This is a genomic window from Pantoea sp. X-Soil-TKNS-1207, assembly GCF_059730485.1.
The window spans coordinates 3813755-3834046 of sequence record NZ_AP035958.1 but is presented as its reverse complement, the minus strand read 5'-3'; the positions used below and the strand labels follow the sequence as shown (position 1 = coordinate 3834046).

General features: G+C 58.0%; 20 protein-coding genes. 15 read left to right on the top strand and 5 right to left on the bottom strand.

Annotated features, from left to right (window positions below; all coding sequences use genetic code 11):
• Window positions 1–154 precede the first annotated feature (154 nt).
• The 3 genes from tamA to AC6I8V_RS17740 are packed head-to-tail and all read left to right on the top strand — an operon-like array spanning window position 155 to window position 5996.
• Window positions 155–1870, top strand: a complete 1716-nt coding sequence (gene tamA / locus AC6I8V_RS17750) for an autotransporter assembly complex protein TamA (RefSeq protein ID WP_497845875.1) — start codon at window positions 155–157, stop codon at window positions 1868–1870.
• A complete protein-coding gene (gene tamB / locus AC6I8V_RS17745) occupies window positions 1867–5640 on the top strand; it encodes an autotransporter assembly complex protein TamB (protein ID WP_497843527.1) in 3774 nt (1257 codons plus the stop codon). The genes tamA and tamB overlap by 4 nt, the downstream gene beginning before the upstream one ends.
• A gap of 2 nt (window positions 5641–5642) precedes the next feature.
• Complete coding sequence (locus AC6I8V_RS17740) at window positions 5643–5996, top strand: gamma-glutamylcyclotransferase family protein (RefSeq protein WP_497843526.1); 354 nt, start codon at window positions 5643–5645, stop codon at window positions 5994–5996.
• Window positions 5997–6047: 51 nt separating this feature from the next.
• Here AC6I8V_RS17740 and ppa read toward each other — a convergent pair whose 3' ends face one another.
• From ppa to AC6I8V_RS17725, 3 genes are all read right to left on the bottom strand, one after another.
• Entirely contained in the window at window positions 6048–6578 is a 531-nt protein-coding gene (ppa, locus tag AC6I8V_RS17735) for an inorganic diphosphatase (RefSeq protein ID WP_031376399.1), read from the bottom strand.
• Window positions 6579–6678: 100 nt separating this feature from the next.
• A complete protein-coding gene (locus AC6I8V_RS17730) occupies window positions 6679–7128 on the bottom strand; it encodes a DUF441 domain-containing protein (RefSeq protein WP_497843525.1) in 450 nt (149 codons plus the stop codon).
• 74 nt (window positions 7129–7202) lie between these two features.
• A complete protein-coding gene (locus AC6I8V_RS17725; RefSeq protein WP_497843524.1) occupies window positions 7203–7616 on the bottom strand; it encodes a lysozyme inhibitor LprI family protein in 414 nt (137 codons plus the stop codon).
• A gap of 173 nt (window positions 7617–7789) precedes the next feature.
• Here AC6I8V_RS17725 and AC6I8V_RS17720 point away from each other — a divergent pair, with 173 nt between their 5' ends.
• The gene (locus tag AC6I8V_RS17720) at window positions 7790–9349 is read left to right on the top strand and encodes a methyl-accepting chemotaxis protein (protein ID WP_497845874.1); all 1560 of its coding nucleotides are present in this window, start codon (window positions 7790–7792) and stop codon (window positions 9347–9349) included.
• 71 nt (window positions 9350–9420) lie between these two features.
• Here the strand turns inward: AC6I8V_RS17720 and fbp are convergent, their stop codons facing one another.
• Window positions 9421–10428 carry a class 1 fructose-bisphosphatase gene (gene fbp / locus AC6I8V_RS17715; RefSeq protein WP_497843523.1) on the bottom strand — a complete coding sequence of 336 codons (1008 nt, stop codon included), beginning with the start codon at window positions 10426–10428 and terminating at the stop codon, window positions 9421–9423.
• A gap of 167 nt (window positions 10429–10595) precedes the next feature.
• Here fbp and mpl point away from each other — a divergent pair, with 167 nt between their 5' ends.
• The gene (mpl, locus tag AC6I8V_RS17710; protein ID WP_497843522.1) at window positions 10596–11951 is read left to right on the top strand and encodes a UDP-N-acetylmuramate:L-alanyl-gamma-D-glutamyl-meso-diaminopimelate ligase; all 1356 of its coding nucleotides are present in this window, start codon (window positions 10596–10598) and stop codon (window positions 11949–11951) included.
• Window positions 11952–12079: 128 nt separating this feature from the next.
• On the opposite strand, the gene yjgA is transcribed toward mpl, so the two are convergent.
• Entirely contained in the window at window positions 12080–12622 is a 543-nt protein-coding gene (yjgA, locus tag AC6I8V_RS17705; protein WP_497843521.1) for a ribosome biogenesis factor YjgA, read from the bottom strand.
• A gap of 115 nt (window positions 12623–12737) precedes the next feature.
• Here yjgA and pmbA point away from each other — a divergent pair, with 115 nt between their 5' ends.
• The 10 genes from pmbA to dagF all read left to right on the top strand — a co-directional run bounded on the left by pmbA (window position 12738) and on the right by dagF (window position 20276).
• Window positions 12738–14078, top strand: a complete 1341-nt coding sequence (gene pmbA / locus AC6I8V_RS17700) for a metalloprotease PmbA (protein WP_497843520.1) — start codon at window positions 12738–12740, stop codon at window positions 14076–14078.
• Between the two features lie 68 nt (window positions 14079–14146).
• Window positions 14147–14533 (top strand): cytochrome b562, encoded by a 387-nt coding sequence (gene cybC, locus AC6I8V_RS17695; RefSeq protein ID WP_497843519.1) that lies wholly within the window; start codon window positions 14147–14149, stop codon window positions 14531–14533.
• 252 nt (window positions 14534–14785) lie between these two features.
• Complete coding sequence (locus tag AC6I8V_RS17690; RefSeq protein ID WP_497843518.1) at window positions 14786–15118, top strand: glycine dehydrogenase; 333 nt, start codon at window positions 14786–14788, stop codon at window positions 15116–15118.
• Between the two features lie 25 nt (window positions 15119–15143).
• A complete protein-coding gene (locus AC6I8V_RS17685) occupies window positions 15144–15500 on the top strand; it encodes an SFCGS family glycine-rich protein (protein ID WP_084877066.1) in 357 nt (118 codons plus the stop codon).
• Between the two features lie 2 nt (window positions 15501–15502).
• Window positions 15503–15802, top strand: coding sequence for a DUF4312 family protein (locus AC6I8V_RS17680; protein WP_497843517.1), 300 nt, complete (start codon window positions 15503–15505; stop codon window positions 15800–15802).
• Between the two features lie 27 nt (window positions 15803–15829).
• The gene (locus AC6I8V_RS17675) at window positions 15830–16606 is read left to right on the top strand and encodes a DUF4311 domain-containing protein (RefSeq protein ID WP_497843516.1); all 777 of its coding nucleotides are present in this window, start codon (window positions 15830–15832) and stop codon (window positions 16604–16606) included.
• Between the two features lie 12 nt (window positions 16607–16618).
• Window positions 16619–17260 (top strand): DUF4310 family protein, encoded by a 642-nt coding sequence (locus tag AC6I8V_RS17670; RefSeq protein ID WP_497843515.1) that lies wholly within the window; start codon window positions 16619–16621, stop codon window positions 17258–17260.
• Between the two features lie 43 nt (window positions 17261–17303).
• Complete coding sequence (locus AC6I8V_RS17665) at window positions 17304–18437, top strand: amidohydrolase/deacetylase family metallohydrolase (RefSeq protein ID WP_497843514.1); 1134 nt, start codon at window positions 17304–17306, stop codon at window positions 18435–18437.
• Window positions 18421–19542: a DgaE family pyridoxal phosphate-dependent ammonia lyase gene (locus tag AC6I8V_RS17660; protein ID WP_497843513.1), complete on the top strand. Its 1122-nt coding sequence runs from the start codon at window positions 18421–18423 to the stop codon at window positions 19540–19542. Before AC6I8V_RS17665 ends, AC6I8V_RS17660 begins: the two co-directional genes overlap by 17 nt.
• A complete protein-coding gene (dagF, locus tag AC6I8V_RS17655; protein ID WP_497843512.1) occupies window positions 19539–20276 on the top strand; it encodes a 2-dehydro-3-deoxy-phosphogluconate aldolase in 738 nt (245 codons plus the stop codon). Before AC6I8V_RS17660 ends, dagF begins: the two co-directional genes overlap by 4 nt.
• Window positions 20277–20292: the final 16 nt, after the last annotated feature.

The window sequence follows — 20292 nt, the reverse complement described above, 5'->3', positions numbered from 1 at the left end:
GATGCCGTTTTTACGCAGCTGTTCGGGGAAAAGAGCGGCTATGCTGATGGGTATGCCTGCACTGGTTTTACCCGCTAAACAGACACATGCCCCTGCGGAATAGGGGCAGGCATTATTAACAGGAGTACGTGTGCCACGATTTCATATTTATTGCATGGCCAGCCTGTTGCTGGCTGCGCCTGCCATTCAGGCTGCCAGCGTCCGTTTGCAGCTGGAAGGCTTATCCGGGGATTTACAAAAAAACGTCAGGGCACGCCTGTCTACCATCGGCAGTGACGAGGTCTCAAATGACGGTCGTTTTCGCGCGCGCGTTTCCGTCGCCATCAAAGAGGGCCTGCGCGCCCTCGGCTACTACGAACCGCAAATTGACTTCGAATCGCGCCCGGCACCGCCGCAGGGTGGGCGTCCGGTATTGATCGCACGCGTTACCGCTGGCGAACCGGTGAAGATTGGCGGCAGTACGATTGTGGTGGAAGGCGATGCGAAGAACGATCCCGATTACAAAGCCTGGGTAAAGCAGGGCACCCCCAAAATCGGCACGCAGCTCAATCACGGCGAATACGACAAATTTAAAAACGGCTTTTCCAGCCTGGCGCTGCGTAACGGTTATTTCGACGGTGACTTTAAGCAGAGCCAGCTTGGAGTATCCGTGGAGCGGCGTGAGGCATTCTGGGATATCGATTATAACAGCGGCCCGCGCTATCGCTTTGGCGACGTCACCTTCCAGGGGTCGCAAATCCAGGAAGCCTATCTGCGCAATCTGGTGCCCTTCAAAAAGGGCGATCCCTACAGCTCACGCGATCTGGCGGAACTGAACCGCCGCCTCTCCGCCACCGGCTGGTTTAACTCGGTGGTGGTGGCGCCGGAATTTGATCAGGGACGACAGACCAAAGTGCTGCCATTGAACGCCGTGGTGTCGCCGCGCGTGGAAAACACCCTCGAAACCGGGGTGGGTTACTCAACGGATGTCGGCCCGCGCCTCAAAGCCACATGGAAAAAACCCTGGGTTAACGACAGTGGCCACAGCCTGACCTCCAGCTTCTACGTCTCGGCGCCGGAACAGCAGCTCGATCTCACCTACAAGGTGCCGTTGCTGAAAAGCCCGCTGGAGCAGTACTACACCTTCTCCGGCGGCCTGAAGCGTACCGACCTTAACGACACCAAAGCCGATACCAGCACCCTCGGCGTGTCGCGTTTCTGGGATAGCAGCAGCGGCTGGCAGCGCGCCATCAACCTGCGCTGGAGCCTCGACCACTTTACCCAGGCGAGCGTCACCAACACCACCATGCTGATCTATCCCGGCGTCAGCCTCAGCCGCACCCGTTCGCGTGGCGGCCTGATGCCTGACTGGGGCGATTCGCAGCGTTATTCCGTGGATGTGTCGGATACCACCTGGGGATCGGATGTCGACTTCCTGATCCTGCAAGCGCAAAACGTCTGGATCCGTACCCTCGGCGAAAAGAACCGCTTCGTCTTGCGCGGCAATCTTGGCTGGATCGAGACCAACAACTTCGACAAAGTGCCGCCGGACCTGCGCTTCTTCGCCGGCGGGGATCGCAGTATCCGTGGTTATAAATACCAGGGCATCTCACCGCGCGATTCCGACGGTAAGCTGACCGGTGCGTCAAAACTGGCGACCGGCTCGGTGGAATATCAATACAACGTGACCGGCAAATGGTGGGGGGCGGTGTTCGTCGACTCCGGCGAAGCGGTTAACGATATCACGCAAAGTGACTTTAAAACCGGCGCGGGCTTCGGCGTGCGCTGGGCCTCTCCGGTCGGACCGATCAAACTCGATATCGCCCGCCCGATTGGCGATGACAAGGAGCATGGGTTGCAATTTTATATCGGACTGGGGCCTGAACTATGAAGCTGTGGAAAAAGGTCCTGATTGGCATTGGTATTTTTTTGCTGCTGCTGATTGGCAGCGTGGCATTTCTGATTGGCACCACGCCGGGTTTACATCTGCTGCTGAAGGGCGCGGATCGCTGGGTGCCGGGATTATCGATCGAGAAGGTGGACGGCGGCTGGCGTGATCTGACGCTGAGCGGCGTGAAATACACCATGCCGGGCGTTAGCGTTGATGCCGGGCGTTTCCATCTGGCGCTCAACCTCAACTGCCTGCTGCACTCGTCCGTGTGCGTCAACGATATCGCGTTGCAGGATGTCAGCGTGGTGGTCGACAGCAAAAAAATGGCGCCGGCCAGCGAGACGCCACCGCCGCAGGAAGCGAGCGGCACCACCAATCTCAGCACGCCGTATCCGATTACGCTCAGCAAAGTCGGCCTGCATAACATCAACGTCAAAGTGGACGACACGGCGATTTCGCTGCTCGATTTCACCACCGGTCTGCACTGGCAGGACCGTGCGCTGACGCTGACGCCGACCCATATTCAAAGCCTGCTGATTGCCCTGCCGAAAGCGGCCAAAGTGGCCGATGAAAAAGTGGTGCAACCGAAGGTGCAGCAACCGAAGCCGGATGAGAAACCGCTCGGGGAAACCTTGCAGGCGATGTTTGCCGAGCCGCTGCTGCCAGCGCTGCCGGATTTCCAGCTGCCGCTGGATATCAGCGTGCAGGAGTTGATCGGCGAGCAGCTGCGGGTGACCGGTGATACCGATTTGGCCATCAACCGTCTGATGCTGAAGGCGCAAACCCGCGATCGTCATCTGCAACTGGAAGCCTTCGATATTGACTCACCGCAGGGGCAGCTCAACGCCAGCGGCGATGCCACGCTGGCCGATAACTGGCCGGTGAATTTCGCGCTTAACGGCGCGGTGAATCTCGACCCGATCAAGGGCGAGAAGATAAAAATGAACCTCAGCGGTGCGATGCGCGATGAGCTGAAACTGGCGCTGAATCTCTCCGGTCCGGTGCAGGCGCAGCTGGATGCCGCCGCCCAACCTGCGGTGGCCGGTTTACCGCTGTCGCTGCGGCTCACCAGCCCGTCGCTGCGCTGGCCGCTGACCGGCGCGGTGCAGTACCAGGCGGATAACCTGGATTACCAGTTCAAAGGCAAAGCCACCGATTATGTGATGTCGCTGCGGACCGCAGTGAAAGGCGAAGGGGTGCCGCCCGCGAGCATTGCCCTTGACGGTAAAGGCAATGTCCAGCAATTCAGCCTCGACAAACTGCATGTTGCCACGTTGCAGGGCAATATCGATCTGACGGCGCTGGTGGACTGGAGCAAAGCGATTAGCTGGCGCAGCGAACTGACGCTTTCCGGCATCAACACCGCGAAACAATACCCGGACTGGCCAGCGAAGCTGGATGGCAAAATCGCCACGCGCGGCAGCCTGTATGGCGGCAGCTGGCAGCTGAGCGTGCCGCAGTTGCAGCTGAAGGGCAACGTCAAACAGAACGCTGTCAGCGCTGATGGCTCCCTCACTGGCAACAGCTACAACCAGTGGAAAATCCCAGGTATCAATCTGGTGCTGGGCCGTAACCATGTGGACGTCAAAGGGGAGTTGGGGGATGCGCTGAATCTCGATGCCAGCATCGATGCGCCCCATCTCGACAATGCGCTGCCTGGCCTTGGCGGCGTCGCCAAAGGCACCATCAAGGCGCGCGGCACCCTTAAAGCGCCGCAGCTGCTGGCGGATCTCACCGCCAGCGGTCTGCGCTGGCAGCAGTTGCAGATTGCGCGCGTGGCGTTGCAGGGCGATGTGAAATCCAGCGATCAGGTGGCCGGTAAGCTGCAACTGCGCGTCGAGCAGCTGAAGCAGGATACGCTGGCGATCAATCTGCTGACCCTCAATGCCGACGGCAACGAGAAGCAGCATCAGCTGAAACTTAACGTGCAGGGCGAGCCGGTCTCCGGCCAGCTGGCGCTGAGCGGCAGTTTCGATCGTCAGACTCAGCACTGGAAGGGCACGCTGAACAATACCCGCTTCGATACCCCGGTGGGCGAGTGGCGTCTGACGCGCGCCATGGCGATTGACTATCTCAACAGCAAGCAGAGCGCGACCATTGGGCCGCACTGCTGGCAGAACCCGAATGCCCAGCTGTGTGTGCCGGAACCGATTGAAGCCGGGGCCAGCGGCCATGCGCACGTAGTGCTCAGCCGTTTTGACCTGGCGATGATCAAACCCTTCCTCACCGATGCAACCAGCCTGACCGGCGTATTCAGCGGCGATGCACGGGTGAACTGGACGGCGGATGGCAAGCTGCCAACCGGTACGGTATCGCTGAAAGGCAATGGCGTGAAAGTGGCGCAGGATGTGCAGGGCAACACGCTGCCTGTCGCTTTCGATACGCTGAATCTCAACGCGGCGCTGCGTAACGGTCGTGCCGAGCTGGAGTGGTTGATCCGTATCGCCAATAACGGCCAGCTGAACGGCAATGTACAAATCGCCGATCCGCAGAACCGTCGCCAGCTGTCGGGCAACGTCAACATCAGCAATATTTCGCTGGCGATGTTCAATCCGGCGCTGATGCAGGGTGAGAAGATCAAAGGCAGCCTCAATAGCGCGCTGCGCCTCGGCGGTAATCTGCAACAGCCGCAGGTATTTGGTCAGCTGGCGCTGAGTGGCGTGGGTGTGGAAGCCAGCTTTATGCCGGTTGTCCTCAAGGCGGCTAACCTCAACATGGCCTTTAACGGCATGAGTTCCACCCTTAACGGGCTGATCCAGACCGCGCAGGGCAACATCAATCTGAACGGCAACGCCGACTGGAGCCAGCTGAATAACTGGCGTGCGCGCATTGCGGCGCAGGGCAGCCGGGTACGTGTTACCGTGCCGCCGATGGTGCGCATGGACGTGTCGCCGGATCTGGTCTTTGAGGCCACCCCCGCTGCTTTCAATCTTGATGGCAGGGTGGATATTCCCTGGGCGCGTATCACGGTGCAGGAAGTGCCGGAGAGCGCCACTGGCGTGTCGTCGGACGAAGTGATGCTCGACCAGAACCTGAAGCCGATTCAGCCGAAAACCACGGCGATCCCCATCAACAGTAATCTGGTGATCCATGTGGGTAACGATGTTGGCCTGTCGGCTTTCGGTTTGAAGGCTAAACTGAACGGTGACCTGAAGCTGGTACAGGACAAAACCGGCCTCGGCTTAAACGGACAGATCAACATTCCTTCCGGGCGCTTTCACGCTTATGGTCAGGATCTGATCGTACGTAAAGGCGAGCTGCAATTCGCCGGACCGCCGGATCAGCCGTATATCAACCTCGAAGCGATCCGTAACCCGGAGGCCACCGAAGATGATGTGACGGCAGGTCTGCGCGTGACCGGGCTGGCGGATGAGCCGAAGGTGGAGATTTTTTCTGACCCGACCATGTCGCAGCAGGAAGCGCTTTCCTATCTGCTGCGCGGTCAGGGACTGAGTGGCGATGGCGACAGTAATGCGTTAACTTCAGCGTTAGTGGGCCTGGGGGTTGCACAAAGTGGGCAGGTTATGGGTAAAATCGGCGAGACATTCGGTGTCAGTAACCTTGCGCTTGATACCACCGGCGTGGGCGACAGCCAGCAGGTGCAGGTGAGTGGCTACGTGCTGCCGGGTCTACAAGTAAAATACGGTGTTGGCATTTTTGATTCACTGGCGACATTAACCTTGCGTTATCGCCTGATGCCCAAACTCTATTTGGAAGCGGTGTCTGGCGTTGATCAGGCACTGGATTTGCTCTATCAGTTTGAGTTTTAGCAATGCGAATAATTGTCTATGGCAGTTTACGGCGCAAACAGGGAAACAGTCATTGGATGACGAACGCGCAATGGCTCGGTGACCATCAGATTGAAGGGTTTGAACTCTACAATCTGGGTCACTATCCGGGCGTAGTTGAGGGTGAGGGCAGCGTCTATTGCGAGGTTTATCGCATTGATGCTACCACGCTGGGCGAATTGGATGCCCTGCGCAGCAGGAATGGCGAATACAAACGCCAGCTAATCCAGACGCCCTTTGGTAGCGCCTGGCTGTACGTTTATCAGCGCCCGATTACCGGCCGCAAGCGGATAGTCAGTGGCGACTGGTTACAGCGCGACGACGACACAGAAGCATAAATAAAAACACCGTCCAGTGGACGGTGTTTTTTTATGCGGTAAAGGCTGAGATTATTTCTTCTGAGCGCGCTCGTAAGAAGAGATGATCTCGGCTTTAGCCGCTTCGGCGTTATCCCAGCCGTCGACTTTCACCCATTTGCCTTTTTCCAGATCTTTGTAGTGTTCAAAGAAGTGGGTGATCTGTGCGCGCAGCAGTTCCGGCAGGTCGTTCACATCTTTGATGTGATCGTACTCTTTGCTCAGCTTGGTGTGCGGAACCGCAACCAGTTTGGCATCTTCACCGGATTCGTCGGTCATTTTCAGCACGCCAACCGGACGGCAACGGATGACCGAGCCAGGCTCCAGCGGATACGGGGTCGGTACCAGCACGTCAACCGGGTCACCATCCAGAGACAGGGTGTGGTTGATATAACCGTAGTTGCACGGATAGAACATGGCGGTAGACATGAAACGGTCTACAAACAGGGCGCCAGACTCTTTGTCCACTTCATATTTGATCGGATCGGCATTGGCCGGGATCTCGATGATGACATAGATATCTTCTGGCAGATCTTTACCTGCAGGCACCTGGTTCAAACTCATCTGGCTTTCCTTCATTAGTCGTATGTTGAGTGTCGGCTATTATAGCCAACTGACTCTGAAAGTATGCCCCCTTTTTGGCGTTTCGGAATGGTCCAGCCGCCTACTTCGCCGCGACAAACAGGGAGACGATGCCTGCGGCAATCAGTGGTCCGACCGGTACGCCACGAAAGAACGCGACGCCAATCACCGTACCCATCAATAACCCGCCAATCACCGAGGGTTGCGCGCTCATAAAATGCACGCCGCGACCGCCCAGCCAGGCGACAAACACGCCCACCAGAATCGCCACAATGGATTGCCAGTTAGCGAATGATTTCAGCAGCGAAGAGGCGGGGAGCGAACCGCTCGCCAGCGGTGCCATCACCGCCACGGTCAGAATGATGATACCCAGCTGAATCCCCTGCTTTTCCACATAGGGGAAGAACTGCGCCAGCGGGGTAATTTTGATCGCCAGCAGAATCAGAATCGAGATGGTGACCGCGTTGTTATGGACGAAATAACTGAGAACGGCGAGGCAGACCAGAATGAGGGTGGAGGCATAAGCAGCCATGGTTTCTCCCTGAGGATTAATGGGGGCGCTGGCAACGACCAGCGCGAAGCGGTTTTTTTTACCGCCCCCATTTATCAACAATCGTCGGGATTGGCGCAACTGCCTTTGTTAATTGATTGCAACATCAGCGCCTGATTACGCACCAGACTGACCCCCTGCGCCCCAACAGATAGCGCCGCCAGCGTGCCCTGGCTGCTCAGGAAGTAGCTCCGGCTGGCATCCAGCCAGCTATCGCGATAAGCCAGCCAGGCGCGTTGTGCGCTGCGCAGTTTGGCTTTGGGTTCACCGGTTAATTTGTTCATCAACTGGTTGTACTGATTATTCATCTGCTGATCCCATGCCTTATTAGCCGTGTCGTAACACTGCGATAACGCGAGGGTGGAGGATTGGCTATTCAGGCACTGCTGCAATTTCTGGTCGATAACGTTGTCCTGTGCAAGCGCGTAACCGCTGCACAACAGACAGGCAACCGGGAGCCATTTTTTCATCGTTTTGCTCCTTTATCAGGGTTTCGATGACTTAAGCGATGTTGAAGGTTGGGTGATCATCAGCAGATTGACCATCAACGGATGGTAAAGTTTCTCCCGGTAACTGCCGATAACTTATCCGTTTTAGGGCTGCGGGATTTCTGCCTTTTTATATACACACGGGTACTAATATGATCAAAAATTTATCAATACGGACCGGTCTTCTCAGTTTACTTGCCTTTATGACATTGCTGCTGCTGGCGGTCAGCGCGATGGGTATCTCCGCGATCAATGGCGGTAATCAGTCACTGGACGCCATCAACCGCATTCAGGGTACTGAACTCAACAGCCTGTTCCAAAGCAACGCCGATTTGATGCGTGCGCGTGCCAGTGCTGCGCTGGCGGTGCGCAAAATTGAAATCGGCCTGCTGGATGAAGGGGCGCAGGTCACCAAACAGGCGCAGGCGGATGTTGTCACCTCGCAAAAGCATCTTAAAGACTTTATTGATGCCGGTACGGTGACCGCCGAAGGTAAAACCCTCGCCAATGCGGTGGCCAGCAATTTTGCCGCCTACCTGCAACAGGGTATAACGCCGATGATGGATGCGCTGCAAAAGCAGTACACCGATGAATATTACACCGTGCTGGAAGGCAATCTCTCGACGCTGGCCGTGAACTACGCCAAAGCCGTGACGGATTTTAACGCCTACGCCAATCAGGTATCGGCGCAGCGACTGGCCGAGGCGGCGCAGAACGAAACGCGCATGAAAATTCTGATTGGCATCGCGGTGCTGCTGACTCTGCTGCTGATCGTGCTGGCGTGGCAGATCCTGCGCCGTTTGTTGCTGCGTCCGCTGGAAGGGGCGATTGATCATCTGCAACAGGTGGCGACGGGGGATCTGTCGCAGACGCTGCCGGAAGCGACCAATAACGAGCTGGGCCGCCTTAATCAGGCGCTGGCCACCATGCAGCTGGCGCTGCGCGACTCGGTCGGCCAGGTGCGCGAAGCCAGCCTGCAAATTGATATCGGCAGCCGCGAACTGGCGGCGGGTACGGTGCACCTGTCGCAGCGGACCGAGGAGTCGGCCGCCTCGCTGGAACAAACCGCCGCCAGCATGGAGCAGCTCACCGCCACCGTGCGCCTCAATGCCAGCAATGCGCAGCAGGCGCACCAGCTGGCGAATAGCGTCTCCGACACCGCCGACCGTGGCGCGGAAGTGGTGTGCTACGTGATGGAGAAGATGCGGGAGATCACCCACAGCTCCAATCGCATTGCCGAGATCCTGAGCGTCATTGACGGTATCGCTTTCCAGACCAATATCCTCGCCCTCAACGCCTCCGTTGAAGCGGCGCGTGCCGGTGAGCAGGGCCGCGGCTTCGCGGTGGTGGCGAATGAGGTCCGCACCCTGGCCGGCCGCAGCGCCACTGCGGCGAAGGAGATCCGCGAGCTGATCAGCGAATCGCAAATCCGCGTCAAAGAGGGCAGCGAGATGGCGACACAGGCGGGTGAAACCATGGATGAGATCTCCAGCGAAGTGATGCGCGTGACCGCGCTGATGAAGGAGATTTCGGTGGCGTCTGAGGAGCAGAGCCGCGGTATTGAGCAGGTCAATCAGGCGGTGACGCAGATGGATGAGGTGGCGCAGCAGAATGCCGCACTGGTCGAAGAAGCCAGCGCCGCAACCCAGTCGCTGGAAGCGCAGTCGCAGCAGTTGCAGGAGTCGATGGCCCAGTTCCGCGTGGCGCAGGCCTAAAAGAAAAGGCGGCAAAAGCCGCCTTCGAAAAATGCTGGGAGCGCATTTATGCGCCCCTGGTCAACATCCCATCAACCCTGGTGGTCGTCCGGGAACTCGCGCAGGAAGCGCTCAACGTCATCAACCATTGCGTCGTTGCCGCAGAAGAACGGGCAACGCTGATGCAGCGCTTCTGGCTGGATGTCGAGAATACGGGTTTTGCCGTCGCTGGCCTTACCGCCCGCCTGCTCGGCAAGGAACGCCATCGGGTTGCACTCATACAGCAGACGCAGCTTGCCTTTCGGGTGGCTGGCGGTGCTTGGGTAGAGATAAATGCCGCCTTTCAGCAGGTTGCGGTGGAAGTCAGCAACCAGTGAACCGATGTAGCGTGAGGTGTAAGGACGCTTGGTGGCGATATCCTCTTCCTGGCAGAACTTCAGGTATTTCTTCACGCCTTGCGGGAAGCGAATGTAGTTACCTTCGTTGATGGAGTAGGTGTAGCCCTTCTCCGGGAAGGTCATACGTTCGTGGCTCAGGCAGAACACACCGAGCGACGGATCGTACGTAAAGGCGTGGACGCCAACGCCGGTGGTGTACACCATCATGGTGGATGAACCGTAAACCACGTAACCCGCCGCAACCTGTTTGTTGCCTGGCTGCATGAAGTCTTCTTCAGTCACCGGCGTGCCTGGCGGCGTGATACGACGATAGATAGAGAAAATGGTTCCGACGGAAACGTTAACGTCGATGTTAGAAGAACCGTCGAGCGGATCCATCAGCACCACGTATTTGCCATTCTCCACGCCTTCGAAGATAACGAACTCGTCTTCCTCTTCAGAAGCGATGCCCGCCACAATGCCGCGCGCTTTCAGTGCAGCTTTCAGCTTTTCGTTGGCGAACAGATCCAGTTTCATCTGCTGCTCACCCTGCACGTTTTCCACGCCGCTGGCACCGAGAATATCCACCAGACCCGCTTTGTTAATGTCGCGGTGGATAATTTTGGCACCCAGCTTGATGGATGAAATCAGCGCCGTCAGTTCACCTGTGGCGTGAGGAAAGTCGTGTTGCTTCTCGACGATGAATTCGCCTAACGTTTTCATAACACATTCCCTGAATCTACGATGGAGTGGCAGCGGCTGTAACAAACTGCCAACGTATGCGTACGCAGTTTAGCCGATTGAACTTTAAAAACCATAGTCCTAATCCGTTTCTTCCACCTGCACTCGGCGTTACACTGTGCGCCGAACTTTTGAGTAATGGATCTCTTATGCGCATTCACATCCTTGGGATTTGTGGCACCTTCATGGGCGGTCTGGCGATGCTGGCACGCTCACTCGGCCACGAAGTGACCGGCTCTGACGCCAATGTCTATCCGCCAATGAGCACCTTGCTGGAGCAGCAAGGTATTGAATTAACGGAGGGTTATGACGCCAGTCAGCTCGACCCGGCACCGGACCTGGTGATCATCGGCAACGCCATGACGCGCGGCAATCCCTGTGTGGAAGCAGTGCTGGAACGCAACATTCCTTACCTCTCAGGCCCACAGTGGCTGCACGATTTCGTGCTGCGCGACCGCTGGGTGCTGGCGGTGGCCGGGACCCACGGCAAAACCACCACGGCAGGCATGGCAGCGTGGATTCTGGAGGCCTGTGGCCTTGAACCCGGCTTCATTATTGGCGGCGTGCCAGGAAACTTCGACGTTTCGGCAAAATTAGGAAAAAGCCCGTTCTTCGTTATCGAAGCCGACGAGTACGACAGTGCCTTCTTCGACAAGCGCTCCAAGTTTGTCCACTACTGCCCGCGTACGCTGATCCTCAATAACCTGGAGTTCGATCATGCGGATATCTTTGACGATCTGCGTGCGATCCAGAAACAGTTCCACCATCTGATCCGCATCGTGCCGGGCCAGGGCAAGATCCTGCTGCCGGAACACGATCACAACCTCAAGCAGGTGATGGCGATGGGATGCTGGAGCGAGCAGGAAACCGTGGGCGACAACGGCCACTGGCAGGCGAAGAAGCTGACGCCGGACGCCTCGCGCTGGGAAGTGTGGCTTGACGGCGAGCGAGTGGCGGAAGTGAACTGGGGCCTGGTGGGCGAGCACAACATGCATAACGGCCTGATGGCGATTGCCGCGGCGCGTCATGTGGGTGTGAAGCCGGAGGATGCCGGTGAGGCGCTGGGTCGCTTTATCAATGCGCGTCGTCGTCTGGAGCTGCGCGGTGAAGTGAACGCCATCAAAGTCTACGATGACTTTGCGCACCATCCCACGGCGATCCTCGCTACGCTGGCGGCGCTGCGCAGCAAAGTTGGCGGCACGGCACGCATTCTGGCGGTGCTGGAACCCCGTTCCAATACCATGAAGATGGGCGTCAGCAAGAATGATCTGGCTCCGTCACTGGGGCGTGCGGATGAAGTGTTCCTGTTCCAGCCGCACCATATTCCGTGGCAGGTTTCGGACGTGGCCGACGCCTGTATGCAGCCTGCTCACTGGAGCGCGGATATTGATACGCTGGTGGAGATGGTGGCGAAAGTCGCCCAGCCTGGCGATTCGATTCTGGTGATGAGTAACGGCGGGTTTGGTGGTATTCATCAGAAACTGCTGGAGCGATTGGGGCGTTAAGCGCAGTAGGCTGTCGCCCTGATCCCAACCTTCTCCCGCTAGCGGGAGAAGGGGCTGTTGGTGCCCGACCTGGATATTGCACACCTCCCTCTTCCGCTGGCGGGAGGGGGGCCGCTGGCACACAAACCTTACGCCTCAGCCAGCTCGCGCAGATACTGGAAAATCTGACGGGCGGCTTTAGGTGGCTTGTTCGCCGCTTTCTCTTTCTGCGCATTACGAATCATGCTGCGCAGCTGCTGGCGGTCAGCGTGCGGGTAGAGGTTAATCACCTCGGCTACCGCGTCATCGCCCTGATCAATCAAACGATCGCGTAACTGCTCCAGCTTATGGAACAGCGCAACCTGCTGGTTGTGGCGGTTCTTCAGCTTATCCAGCGCCAGACGAATCGGCTCCTCATCGCGCGCGCGCAGCATTTTACCGATCAGCTGCAACTGGCGGCGACGTCCTTCTTTTTTAATGCGCTGCGCCAGTTCGATGGCGGCACGTAAATCTTCGTCGAGTGGAATCTTGTCGAGGGAGTTTTTCCCCAGATCAACCAGCTCGGCACCCAGGCGCTTCAGCTCCTCGGCATCGCGTTTAATTTCGCTTTTGCTGACCCAGATAATCTCTTCGTCTTCTTCTTCCTGATTATCCGGCACATCATCGAGCCAGTCTTCGGGCTGCTTGGTCATCTCTTGGCTCCCAAAAAAAAGAGGCTAATCCTACCAGTTTATCGGGTGACTGCGAAATTGTTCTCTGAGTCTGATAGACTCAAAACATTCATACATAAGATTAGACGGCAGGTCGATGAACGTATCTACTCAGGTTGCAGAACAACGTAAAGTGTTGGAACAGGCTGTCGCACAGGCGCTGGAGCTGGCGAAAGCCAGCACCGATGGCGCAGAAGTGGCGGTGACCAAAACTACCGGTATCGGCGTCAGTACCCGCTACGGCGAAGTGGAAAACGTCGAATTCAACAGTGATGGCGCGCTCGGTATCACCGTCTATCATCAAAACCGCAAAGGCAGTGCTTCCTCAACCGACCTCAGCCCGGACGCCATCAAGCGCACCGTGCAGGCGGCTATCGACATTGCCCGTTACACTTCCCCCGATCCTTATGCTGGCCCGGCCGATCCCGATCTGCTGGCCTTTGACGCGCCGGATCTCGATCTTTATCACCCGTGGGAGATCGATGCCGATCGCGCCATCGAACTGGCCGCCCAGGCTGAACAGGCTTCGCTGAAGGTCGATAAACGCATTACCAATACCGAAGGCGGCAGCTTCAACAGCCACGTTGGCATCAAGGTATTCGGTAACAGCCACGGCATGTTGCAGGGCTACTGTTCCAGCCGTCATTCGCTCTCCAGCTGCGTGATTGCCGAGCACAATGGCGATATGGAACGCGATTACGCCTACACCATCGGCCGCGCCATTGACGATCTGAAAAGCGCCGAGTGGGTGGGTGCGGAGTGCGCACGCCGCGTGCTGTCCCGCCTGTCACCGCGCAAACTCTCCACCATGAAAGCGCCGGTAATTTTCGCGCCGGAAGTGGCGACCGGTTTGTTTGGGCATCTGGTGGGCGCGATCAGCGGCAGCAGCGTGTACCGCAAATCCACCTTCCTGCTGGATGCGCTGGGAACCCAGATCCTGCCGGAATGGCTGACCATCGAAGAGAAACCGCATCTGCTGAAGGGCCTGGCGTCCACGCCGTTCGACAGCGAAGGGGTGCGCACCCAGGCGCGTGACATCATCAAAGATGGCGTGCTGCAAAACTGGCTGATGACCAGCTATTCCGCGCGTAAGCTCGGCCTGCAAAGCACCGGCCATGCGGGCGGTATCCACAACTGGCGCATCGCCGGTCAGGGTCATAGCTTCGACGCTATGCTGAAGCAGATGGGCCGCGGTCTGGTGGTGACGGAGCTGATGGGGCAGGGCGTCAGTGCCATCACCGGTGACTACTCACGCGGTGCCGCCGGTTACTGGGTGGAGAACGGTGAAATCCAGTATCCGGTGAGTGAAATCACCATCGCCGGCAACCTGAAAGACATGTGGCGCAATATGGTCACCGTCGGCGACGATATTGAAACCCGCAGCAACATCCAGTGTGGATCGGTGCTGCTCCCGGAGATGAAAATCGCCGGACAATAATGACATCGATTCCTGAAGGCAGCCCGCAAGGCTGCCTTTTTTATCTCCACAATAAAAAGGAAGAAACGATGCGTAAGCATGTGATTGCAATGTTGTCTCTGTCGTTGTTGTTCTCCAGTGCCAGCCTGTATGCGGCTGAACTGAAGCAAGATATGGATACCCTGAACGCTGGGCTGAAAACGGTGAAAAAAACCGACGATGCTCAGGAGATGCAAACCGCGCTCGGCAAGATGCGCCAGGCGGCGGAGGATGCAAAAAAATCCACGCCGGAAAAACTGGAAGGCCAGCCCGCTGACAGCGCGCAGATCAAGGATTATCACGCGGGACTCGATTCGCTGATTGCCCAGATTGATGTGGTCGATCAGCTGGCGAAAGCCAACAAACTGGACGAAGCCAAAACCGAAGCGAAGAAACTGGAAGATATTCGCGGCGTTAACCATAAGAAATTCCGCTGACAGACGGGCCAGCCATCCGGCTGGCCTTATTTCCCGGCACTCTCTGCCCGCATAAGCGGCAAAAATCCCCCAATCCGTGCGAAATGTGATGCATTTTGCATTATTCGTGCGCCCTGCGATCTGGCGCACAGTTGCCCGTCCGATTTCCACTTCGAGGTGGAAAAGTTGCGTCTCCACACCCTCAGGCGGAAAGCGTAATTTATTTTCAACGCGAATTATCAGTCATTGTCCGCTGTAACAGGAGTAAACCAGGTGAGGAGTGAAGCAGTCCCGCTGAAACAGAGCACGCCGGAAGCGATTCAGGCGCTGGCGGATAACGTGATGGAGCAAATTGCCGCGCTATACGCCGCGCACCACATCGAACCCAATGCGGTGCAGCAGCAAATGCTGGCCTCACATGTGCGAGCGATGGCCTCGCGCTCCCTCACCGGCGAAGCCTTACCGGACGTGGAAGCGGAGCTGTTTGAGGACATCTCGCCCGAGACCATGACGCTGGCGCAGCAGGTGGTGGATTTGTTTGGCAATCTGCCGCGCGAAGAGGCGTGGCTGCTGTCGGTACATATTGAAGTGGCAAAGTCGAACTAAGTCAGCAATCAGAGAGGAATTTAGCATGGTAACCGTAGTGATTGGCGATCGTCTGGGTAAAGGACAAAAAGTCGCGGCAGGCGTGGAAAAGGCCGGTGGCCGTGCGGTGGTGGTGCCGGGTGTGGCCGCCGATATGAAGCTGGGCGACGTGATGAAGGCCGAGAACGCGGATTTCGGTATCTCCTTCTGCGGCAGCGGTGGCGCAGGCGCCATTACCGCGCAGAACAAATATGGCTACAAAGCGAAGCACGGTATGCGTTCGATTGATGAAGGCGTTACGGCGATCAACGAAGGCGCGACGGTGCTCGGATTCGGCTTTATGGACAAAGAAGAACTGGGCGAGCGGCTGGTGCAGGCCTGGACCAAAAAACACGGCAGCTGAGCATGAAACAACAATACGAGACTCAGGTAACGGTACAGGGCAAAGGCGACAGCAAAGCCAAAGCCTTTGCCGATGCGTTGAGCCATGTGCAGCAGCAGGTGCTGCGCACCACGCAAAATATTCTGCTGCGCATTGAACCCCAGGATGTCCGGGTGCTGCGCGCGCAGGAGCGTGTGCGGACGGAGAAATTTCTGTTCTTTTTCCTCGCGCGTGAGCGGCGGGTTTACAGCGTCGAGCTGGAAATTACCGTCAGCGTCACCGTGATCGACACCGAGCAGGTGACATTCACGGCGGCACCTTAACAACAGACGAAAAACAAAGGTAAACGCATGTTTTTAATTATTTTGTTTAAGTCGTTAATCATCGGTGGTCTGGTGGGCGTCGGAGTCGGGGCAGGCGCAGCGCGCATGTTCCACGCACCCACCACCCAAGGCATGGGCGCGTTCCGTACGTTGGGCGAACTCAACTCCTGCGAGGGCGATCCGGCATCGCACTTCTCCTTTGGTCTCGGCTTTTTCTTTAACGCCTGGGCGTCATCCGTTGCGGCGGGTTCATTCACACAAGACGTTGACCATCGCATCCTGCCGAACTGGGGCGCTGCCGCACTGATGGTGAAAAACCGCAACGTCGCAGAAACACTACACAACCCGAAGAAGATGGCGATTGCCTGCGGCATCATCGGCATGATCGTCGTCGCTTTCCTTAACAGCACCGCTTCTGCCGTCCCGGCCGCGTTGCAGGTCACGGCGGTCAAGGTACTGGTGCCGGCAGCCAACCTGCTGGTGAACACCGTGATGCCGGTGATCTTCTGGCTGGCGGCAATCGATGCCGGTAAAAAATCCGGTTTCTGGGCCACCATTTTTGGCGGTCTGGCGCAGTTGATCATGGGCAACGCCGTACCGGGTCTGGTGCTGGGTATCCTGATCGGTAAAGGCGTGGAAGAGAGCGGCTGGAACAAAGTCACCAAAGTGATGATGTTTGCCATCGTGCTGCTGTTTGTGTTGAGCGGCTTCTTCCGCGGCTTCGACATGAAACTGCTGCAATCCTTCCAGCTCGGCATTCCTGGCTGGCTGGATATGATCCACAACAGCGTCAGCGGCAAATAAGGAGCCATCAGCATGAACGAAAACAAAGGGTTCTGGTACGCCGACTGGTCCTTCCCGCTTTTTGTCGGCCTGCTTTCCGCCGGGGTGTTTGCCGGTACGCATATGTACTACCTGTACGGCATTGGCGCCTTTAACGAAGTGGCGTTTGTCTCGATGCTGCGTTCCGGCATGGAGACCGGCGTCTACGGCGCGGTGGCGGCCTTTGGCGCCAGCTTCCTGTTTGCCCGCATCATTGAAGGTTCGCTGGTGGGGATCCTCGATATTGGCGGCGCAATCCAGACCGGCGTCGGTCTCGGTGTACCGGCGTTGTTGCTGGGTGCGGGGATTGTCTTCCCGGTGGCGAACTTCGCGGCGTCACTGGCGACCGGCCTGGTGATCGGTGTGGCCATTGGCTACCTCATCATCCTGGCGCGCAAATTCACCATTAATCAGAGCGATTCCACCTACGGCGCCGACGTCATGATGGGCGCGGGTAACGCCTCTGGCCGCTTCCTCGGGCCGTTGATCATCCTGTCGGCGATGGCGGCATCGATTCCGATTGGTCTCGGTTCGCTGGTGGGGGCGCTGTTGTTCTACCTGTGGAACAAACCGATTACCGGCGGCGCCATCCTCGGTGCCATGGTACTCGGTGCCATCTTCCCGATTTCTCTGTGATGTGATGCGCGGCCTGCTGTCGGGCCGCGCTTAAGGAGTTTGTATGTTTGATGTGATTCTGCGCCGCGCGCGTCTGTGCGACGAACAGCTGGTGGATATCGCCATCCAGCACGGCAAAATCGCCGCCGTCGGCAGCGTGCAGGGTGCCGCGCGTCAGGAACGCGATCTCGCCGGGCGTTATTACGTCAGCGCAGGCTGGATCGACAGCCATGTGCACTGCTACCCCAAATCACCGATTTACCACGACGATGCCGATGCCATCGGCGTGGCGCAGGGCGTTACCACGGTTATCGACGCGGGCAGCACCGGCGCCGATGATATTGACGATTTTTATCAGCTTACGCGCCAGGTCACTACTGACGTGCGTGCGCTGATCAACATCGCCCGCACCGGCATTGTCACGCAGAACGAGCTGGCCGATATGGCGCAGATTGACGGCGAGGCGGTGGTGCAGGCGATCCAGCGTCGTCCCGATTTTATCGTCGGTCTGAAAGCGCGGATGAGCAGCAGCGTGGTGGGCGAGAACGGTATTCAGCCGTTGCTCCGCGCCAAGGCGATTCAGCAGGCGGCCGGTAATCTGCCGCTGATGGTGCACATCGGCAACAACCCGCCGGTGCTGGAAGAGATTGCCGATCTGCTGACCTCCGGCGACATCATCACGCATTGCTACAACGGCAAACCGAACCGCATTCTCACGCCGCAGGGGGAATTGAAGGCGGCGGTGAAAAACGCCATCGCGCGCGGCGTGCGACTGGATATCGGTCACGGCAGCGCCAGCTTCAGCTTTGAGGTGGCACGCCAGGCGATTGCGCAGGGCATTCTGCCCGACACCATCAGCTCCGACATTTACTGCCGCAACCGGCTGAACGGCCCGGTGCACAGCCTGGCGCATGTGATGTCGAAATTCTTCAGCATCGGTATGACGCTGCCGCAGGTGATCGACTGCGTCACCTGGAAAGCCGCCGATGGCCTGCGCCTGAGTCAGAAAGGCCGGCTGGCAGTGGGTTATGACGCCGACCTGACCATTTTTACCGTCAAAGAGGAAGCCCGCCCGTTCGTCGATGCTGAAGGCGAACGGGTTTTGGGTGAGCAACATGTGTTGCCGCTGGCCGCCGTGGTGGCAGGTCAATGGCATCTGACTGATGAAGGGAAAGCGAATCATGTCTTCGATTTATGAAAAATATGGCCTGAAGCAGGTCATCAATGCCTCTGGTCGTATGACCATCCTCGGTGTCTCGACGCCAGCGGCTGACGTGGTGGACACCGTCAAATACGGCCTCAATCACTACTTTGAGATGAAGGATCTGGTCGATAAGACCGGTGCTTACATTGCCCAGCTGTTGCAGGTGGAAAACGCGGTGGTGGTCTCCTGCGCCTCGGCGGGGATTGCGCAGAGCGTCGCGGCGATGATCGTTAAAGATAACGCCTGGCTGCTGGAGAACCTGCACGCCGCGCCGCTGAGCGTGCCGCACGACATCGTGGTGCCGAAAGGCCATAACGTCAATTTTGGCGCACCGGTTGGCACCATGGTGGCACTGGGCGGCGGACGCCTGGTGGAAGCCGGTTACAGCAACGAATGCTCGCCCGAGCAGCTGGCCGCCGCGATTACGCCGACCACCGCCGCGCTGCTCTACATCAAATCGCACCACTGCGTGCAGAAAAGCCACCTCAGCGTCGAACAGGCGGCCGTGGTGGCGCGCAAACACGGCATTCCGTTGATTGTTGATGCGGCGGCCGAGGAAGATTTGCAGTGCTACTACCAGATGGGCGCAGACCTGGTGATTTACAGCGGTGCGAAGGCGATTGAAGGGCCGACCAGCGGGCTGGTGATTGGCCGCACGCAGTACGTTGAGTGGGTGAAGCGGCAGAGCAACGGCATTGGCCGCGCTATGAAGGTCGGCAAAGAGGGCATCCTTGGCCTGACGCAGGCGATTGAAAACTATCTATCGCAGGTGAAAACCAGCGGCGCGGAGATGGTGGAAAAAATGACGCCGTTTATCGCCAACCTCAACACCCTGAACGGCGTGAGCGCACGCGTGGTATGGGATGCCGCCGGACGCGACATCGCGCGGGCCGAAATCAAATTCGACGAAGCGCACACGGGCTGGGGCACCGGCGATCTGGTGCAGGCGCTGAAAACCGGCGCTATCGCCATCTATTTCCGCGGTTACAAGGCCAATGAAGGCATTATCGAAGCCGATGTGCGCAGCGTCAGCGCCGAACAGCTGCACATCATTTTTACCGCCATCCAGGCACTGCTCAGCGGGGAGAAACGCGCATGACTCTGACACCGAACTTTTATCAGGGCCGTCTGTGCCTCAACGTGCTGGCCGGTTCAAAACAGAACGCGCGTGATATCTGGCTGGCGGCGGAAGGCCATGTGCTGGTGGGCGTGCTGTCAAAAAACTACGCCACCACCGACGCGGCGATTGCCGATATGCGCGAATATGCCGCGCTGATCGATAACGCGCTCTCCGTCGGGCTGGGCGCGGGCGACCCGAATCAGTCGGCGATGGTGAGCGCCATCTCGGCCGCCATCCAGCCGCAGCACGTCAACCAGGTGTTCACCGGCGTCGCGACCAGCCGTGCGCTGCTCGGCCAGAACGAGACGGTGGTCAACGGTCTGATCTCCCCCACCGGCACGCCGGGACAGGTGAAAATCTCGACCGGGCCGCGCAGTTCACAAGGGCCGGACGCCATTGTGCCAATCGACAGCGCCATTGCGCTGTTGCAGGACATGGGCGGCAGTTCGGTGAAATACTTCCCGATGGGTGGGCTGAAAGCGGTGGATGAGTATCGTGCGGTGGCGGAAGCCTGCGCGCGGCACGATTTCTGGCTGGAGCCAACCGGTGGCATCGATCTGCATAATTTTGAAGAGATTGTTCGCATTGCGCTGGAGGCGGGCGTGAGTAAAGTGATCCCGCATGTCTACAGTTCGATTATTGATAGCGCAACGGGCGATACGCGCATTGACGATGTACGTCAGCTTCTGGCAACGTGCAAGAAGTTGTTGTAACAAATGAGTAACAGGT

Excerpts from the sequence above, each read along its gene's own strand:
- tamA (WP_497845875.1), top strand. The coding sequence starts at position 155 with ATGGCCAGCCTGTTGCTGGCTGCGCCTGCCATTCAGGCTGCCAGCGTC.
- tamB (WP_497843527.1), top strand. The coding sequence starts at position 1,867 with ATGAAGCTGTGGAAAAAGGTCCTGATTGGCATTGGTATTTTTTTGCTG.
- AC6I8V_RS17740 (WP_497843526.1), top strand. The coding sequence starts at position 5,643 with ATGCGAATAATTGTCTATGGCAGTTTACGGCGCAAACAGGGAAACAGT.
- ppa (WP_031376399.1), bottom strand. The coding sequence starts at position 6,578 with ATGAGTTTGAACCAGGTGCCTGCAGGTAAAGATCTGCCAGAAGATATC.
- AC6I8V_RS17730 (WP_497843525.1), bottom strand. The coding sequence starts at position 7,128 with ATGGCTGCTTATGCCTCCACCCTCATTCTGGTCTGCCTCGCCGTTCTC.
- AC6I8V_RS17725 (WP_497843524.1), bottom strand. The coding sequence starts at position 7,616 with ATGAAAAAATGGCTCCCGGTTGCCTGTCTGTTGTGCAGCGGTTACGCG.
- fbp (WP_497843523.1), bottom strand. The coding sequence starts at position 10,428 with ATGAAAACGTTAGGCGAATTCATCGTCGAGAAGCAACACGACTTTCCT.
- mpl (WP_497843522.1), top strand. The coding sequence starts at position 10,596 with ATGCGCATTCACATCCTTGGGATTTGTGGCACCTTCATGGGCGGTCTG.
- yjgA (WP_497843521.1), bottom strand. The coding sequence starts at position 12,622 with ATGACCAAGCAGCCCGAAGACTGGCTCGATGATGTGCCGGATAATCAG.
- pmbA (WP_497843520.1), top strand. The coding sequence starts at position 12,738 with ATGAACGTATCTACTCAGGTTGCAGAACAACGTAAAGTGTTGGAACAG.
- cybC (WP_497843519.1), top strand. The coding sequence starts at position 14,147 with ATGCGTAAGCATGTGATTGCAATGTTGTCTCTGTCGTTGTTGTTCTCC.
- AC6I8V_RS17685 (WP_084877066.1), top strand. The coding sequence starts at position 15,144 with ATGGTAACCGTAGTGATTGGCGATCGTCTGGGTAAAGGACAAAAAGTC.
- AC6I8V_RS17680 (WP_497843517.1), top strand. The coding sequence starts at position 15,503 with ATGAAACAACAATACGAGACTCAGGTAACGGTACAGGGCAAAGGCGAC.
- AC6I8V_RS17675 (WP_497843516.1), top strand. The coding sequence starts at position 15,830 with ATGTTTTTAATTATTTTGTTTAAGTCGTTAATCATCGGTGGTCTGGTG.
- AC6I8V_RS17670 (WP_497843515.1), top strand. The coding sequence starts at position 16,619 with ATGAACGAAAACAAAGGGTTCTGGTACGCCGACTGGTCCTTCCCGCTT.
- AC6I8V_RS17665 (WP_497843514.1), top strand. The coding sequence starts at position 17,304 with ATGTTTGATGTGATTCTGCGCCGCGCGCGTCTGTGCGACGAACAGCTG.
- AC6I8V_RS17660 (WP_497843513.1), top strand. The coding sequence starts at position 18,421 with ATGTCTTCGATTTATGAAAAATATGGCCTGAAGCAGGTCATCAATGCC.
- dagF (WP_497843512.1), top strand. The coding sequence starts at position 19,539 with ATGACTCTGACACCGAACTTTTATCAGGGCCGTCTGTGCCTCAACGTG.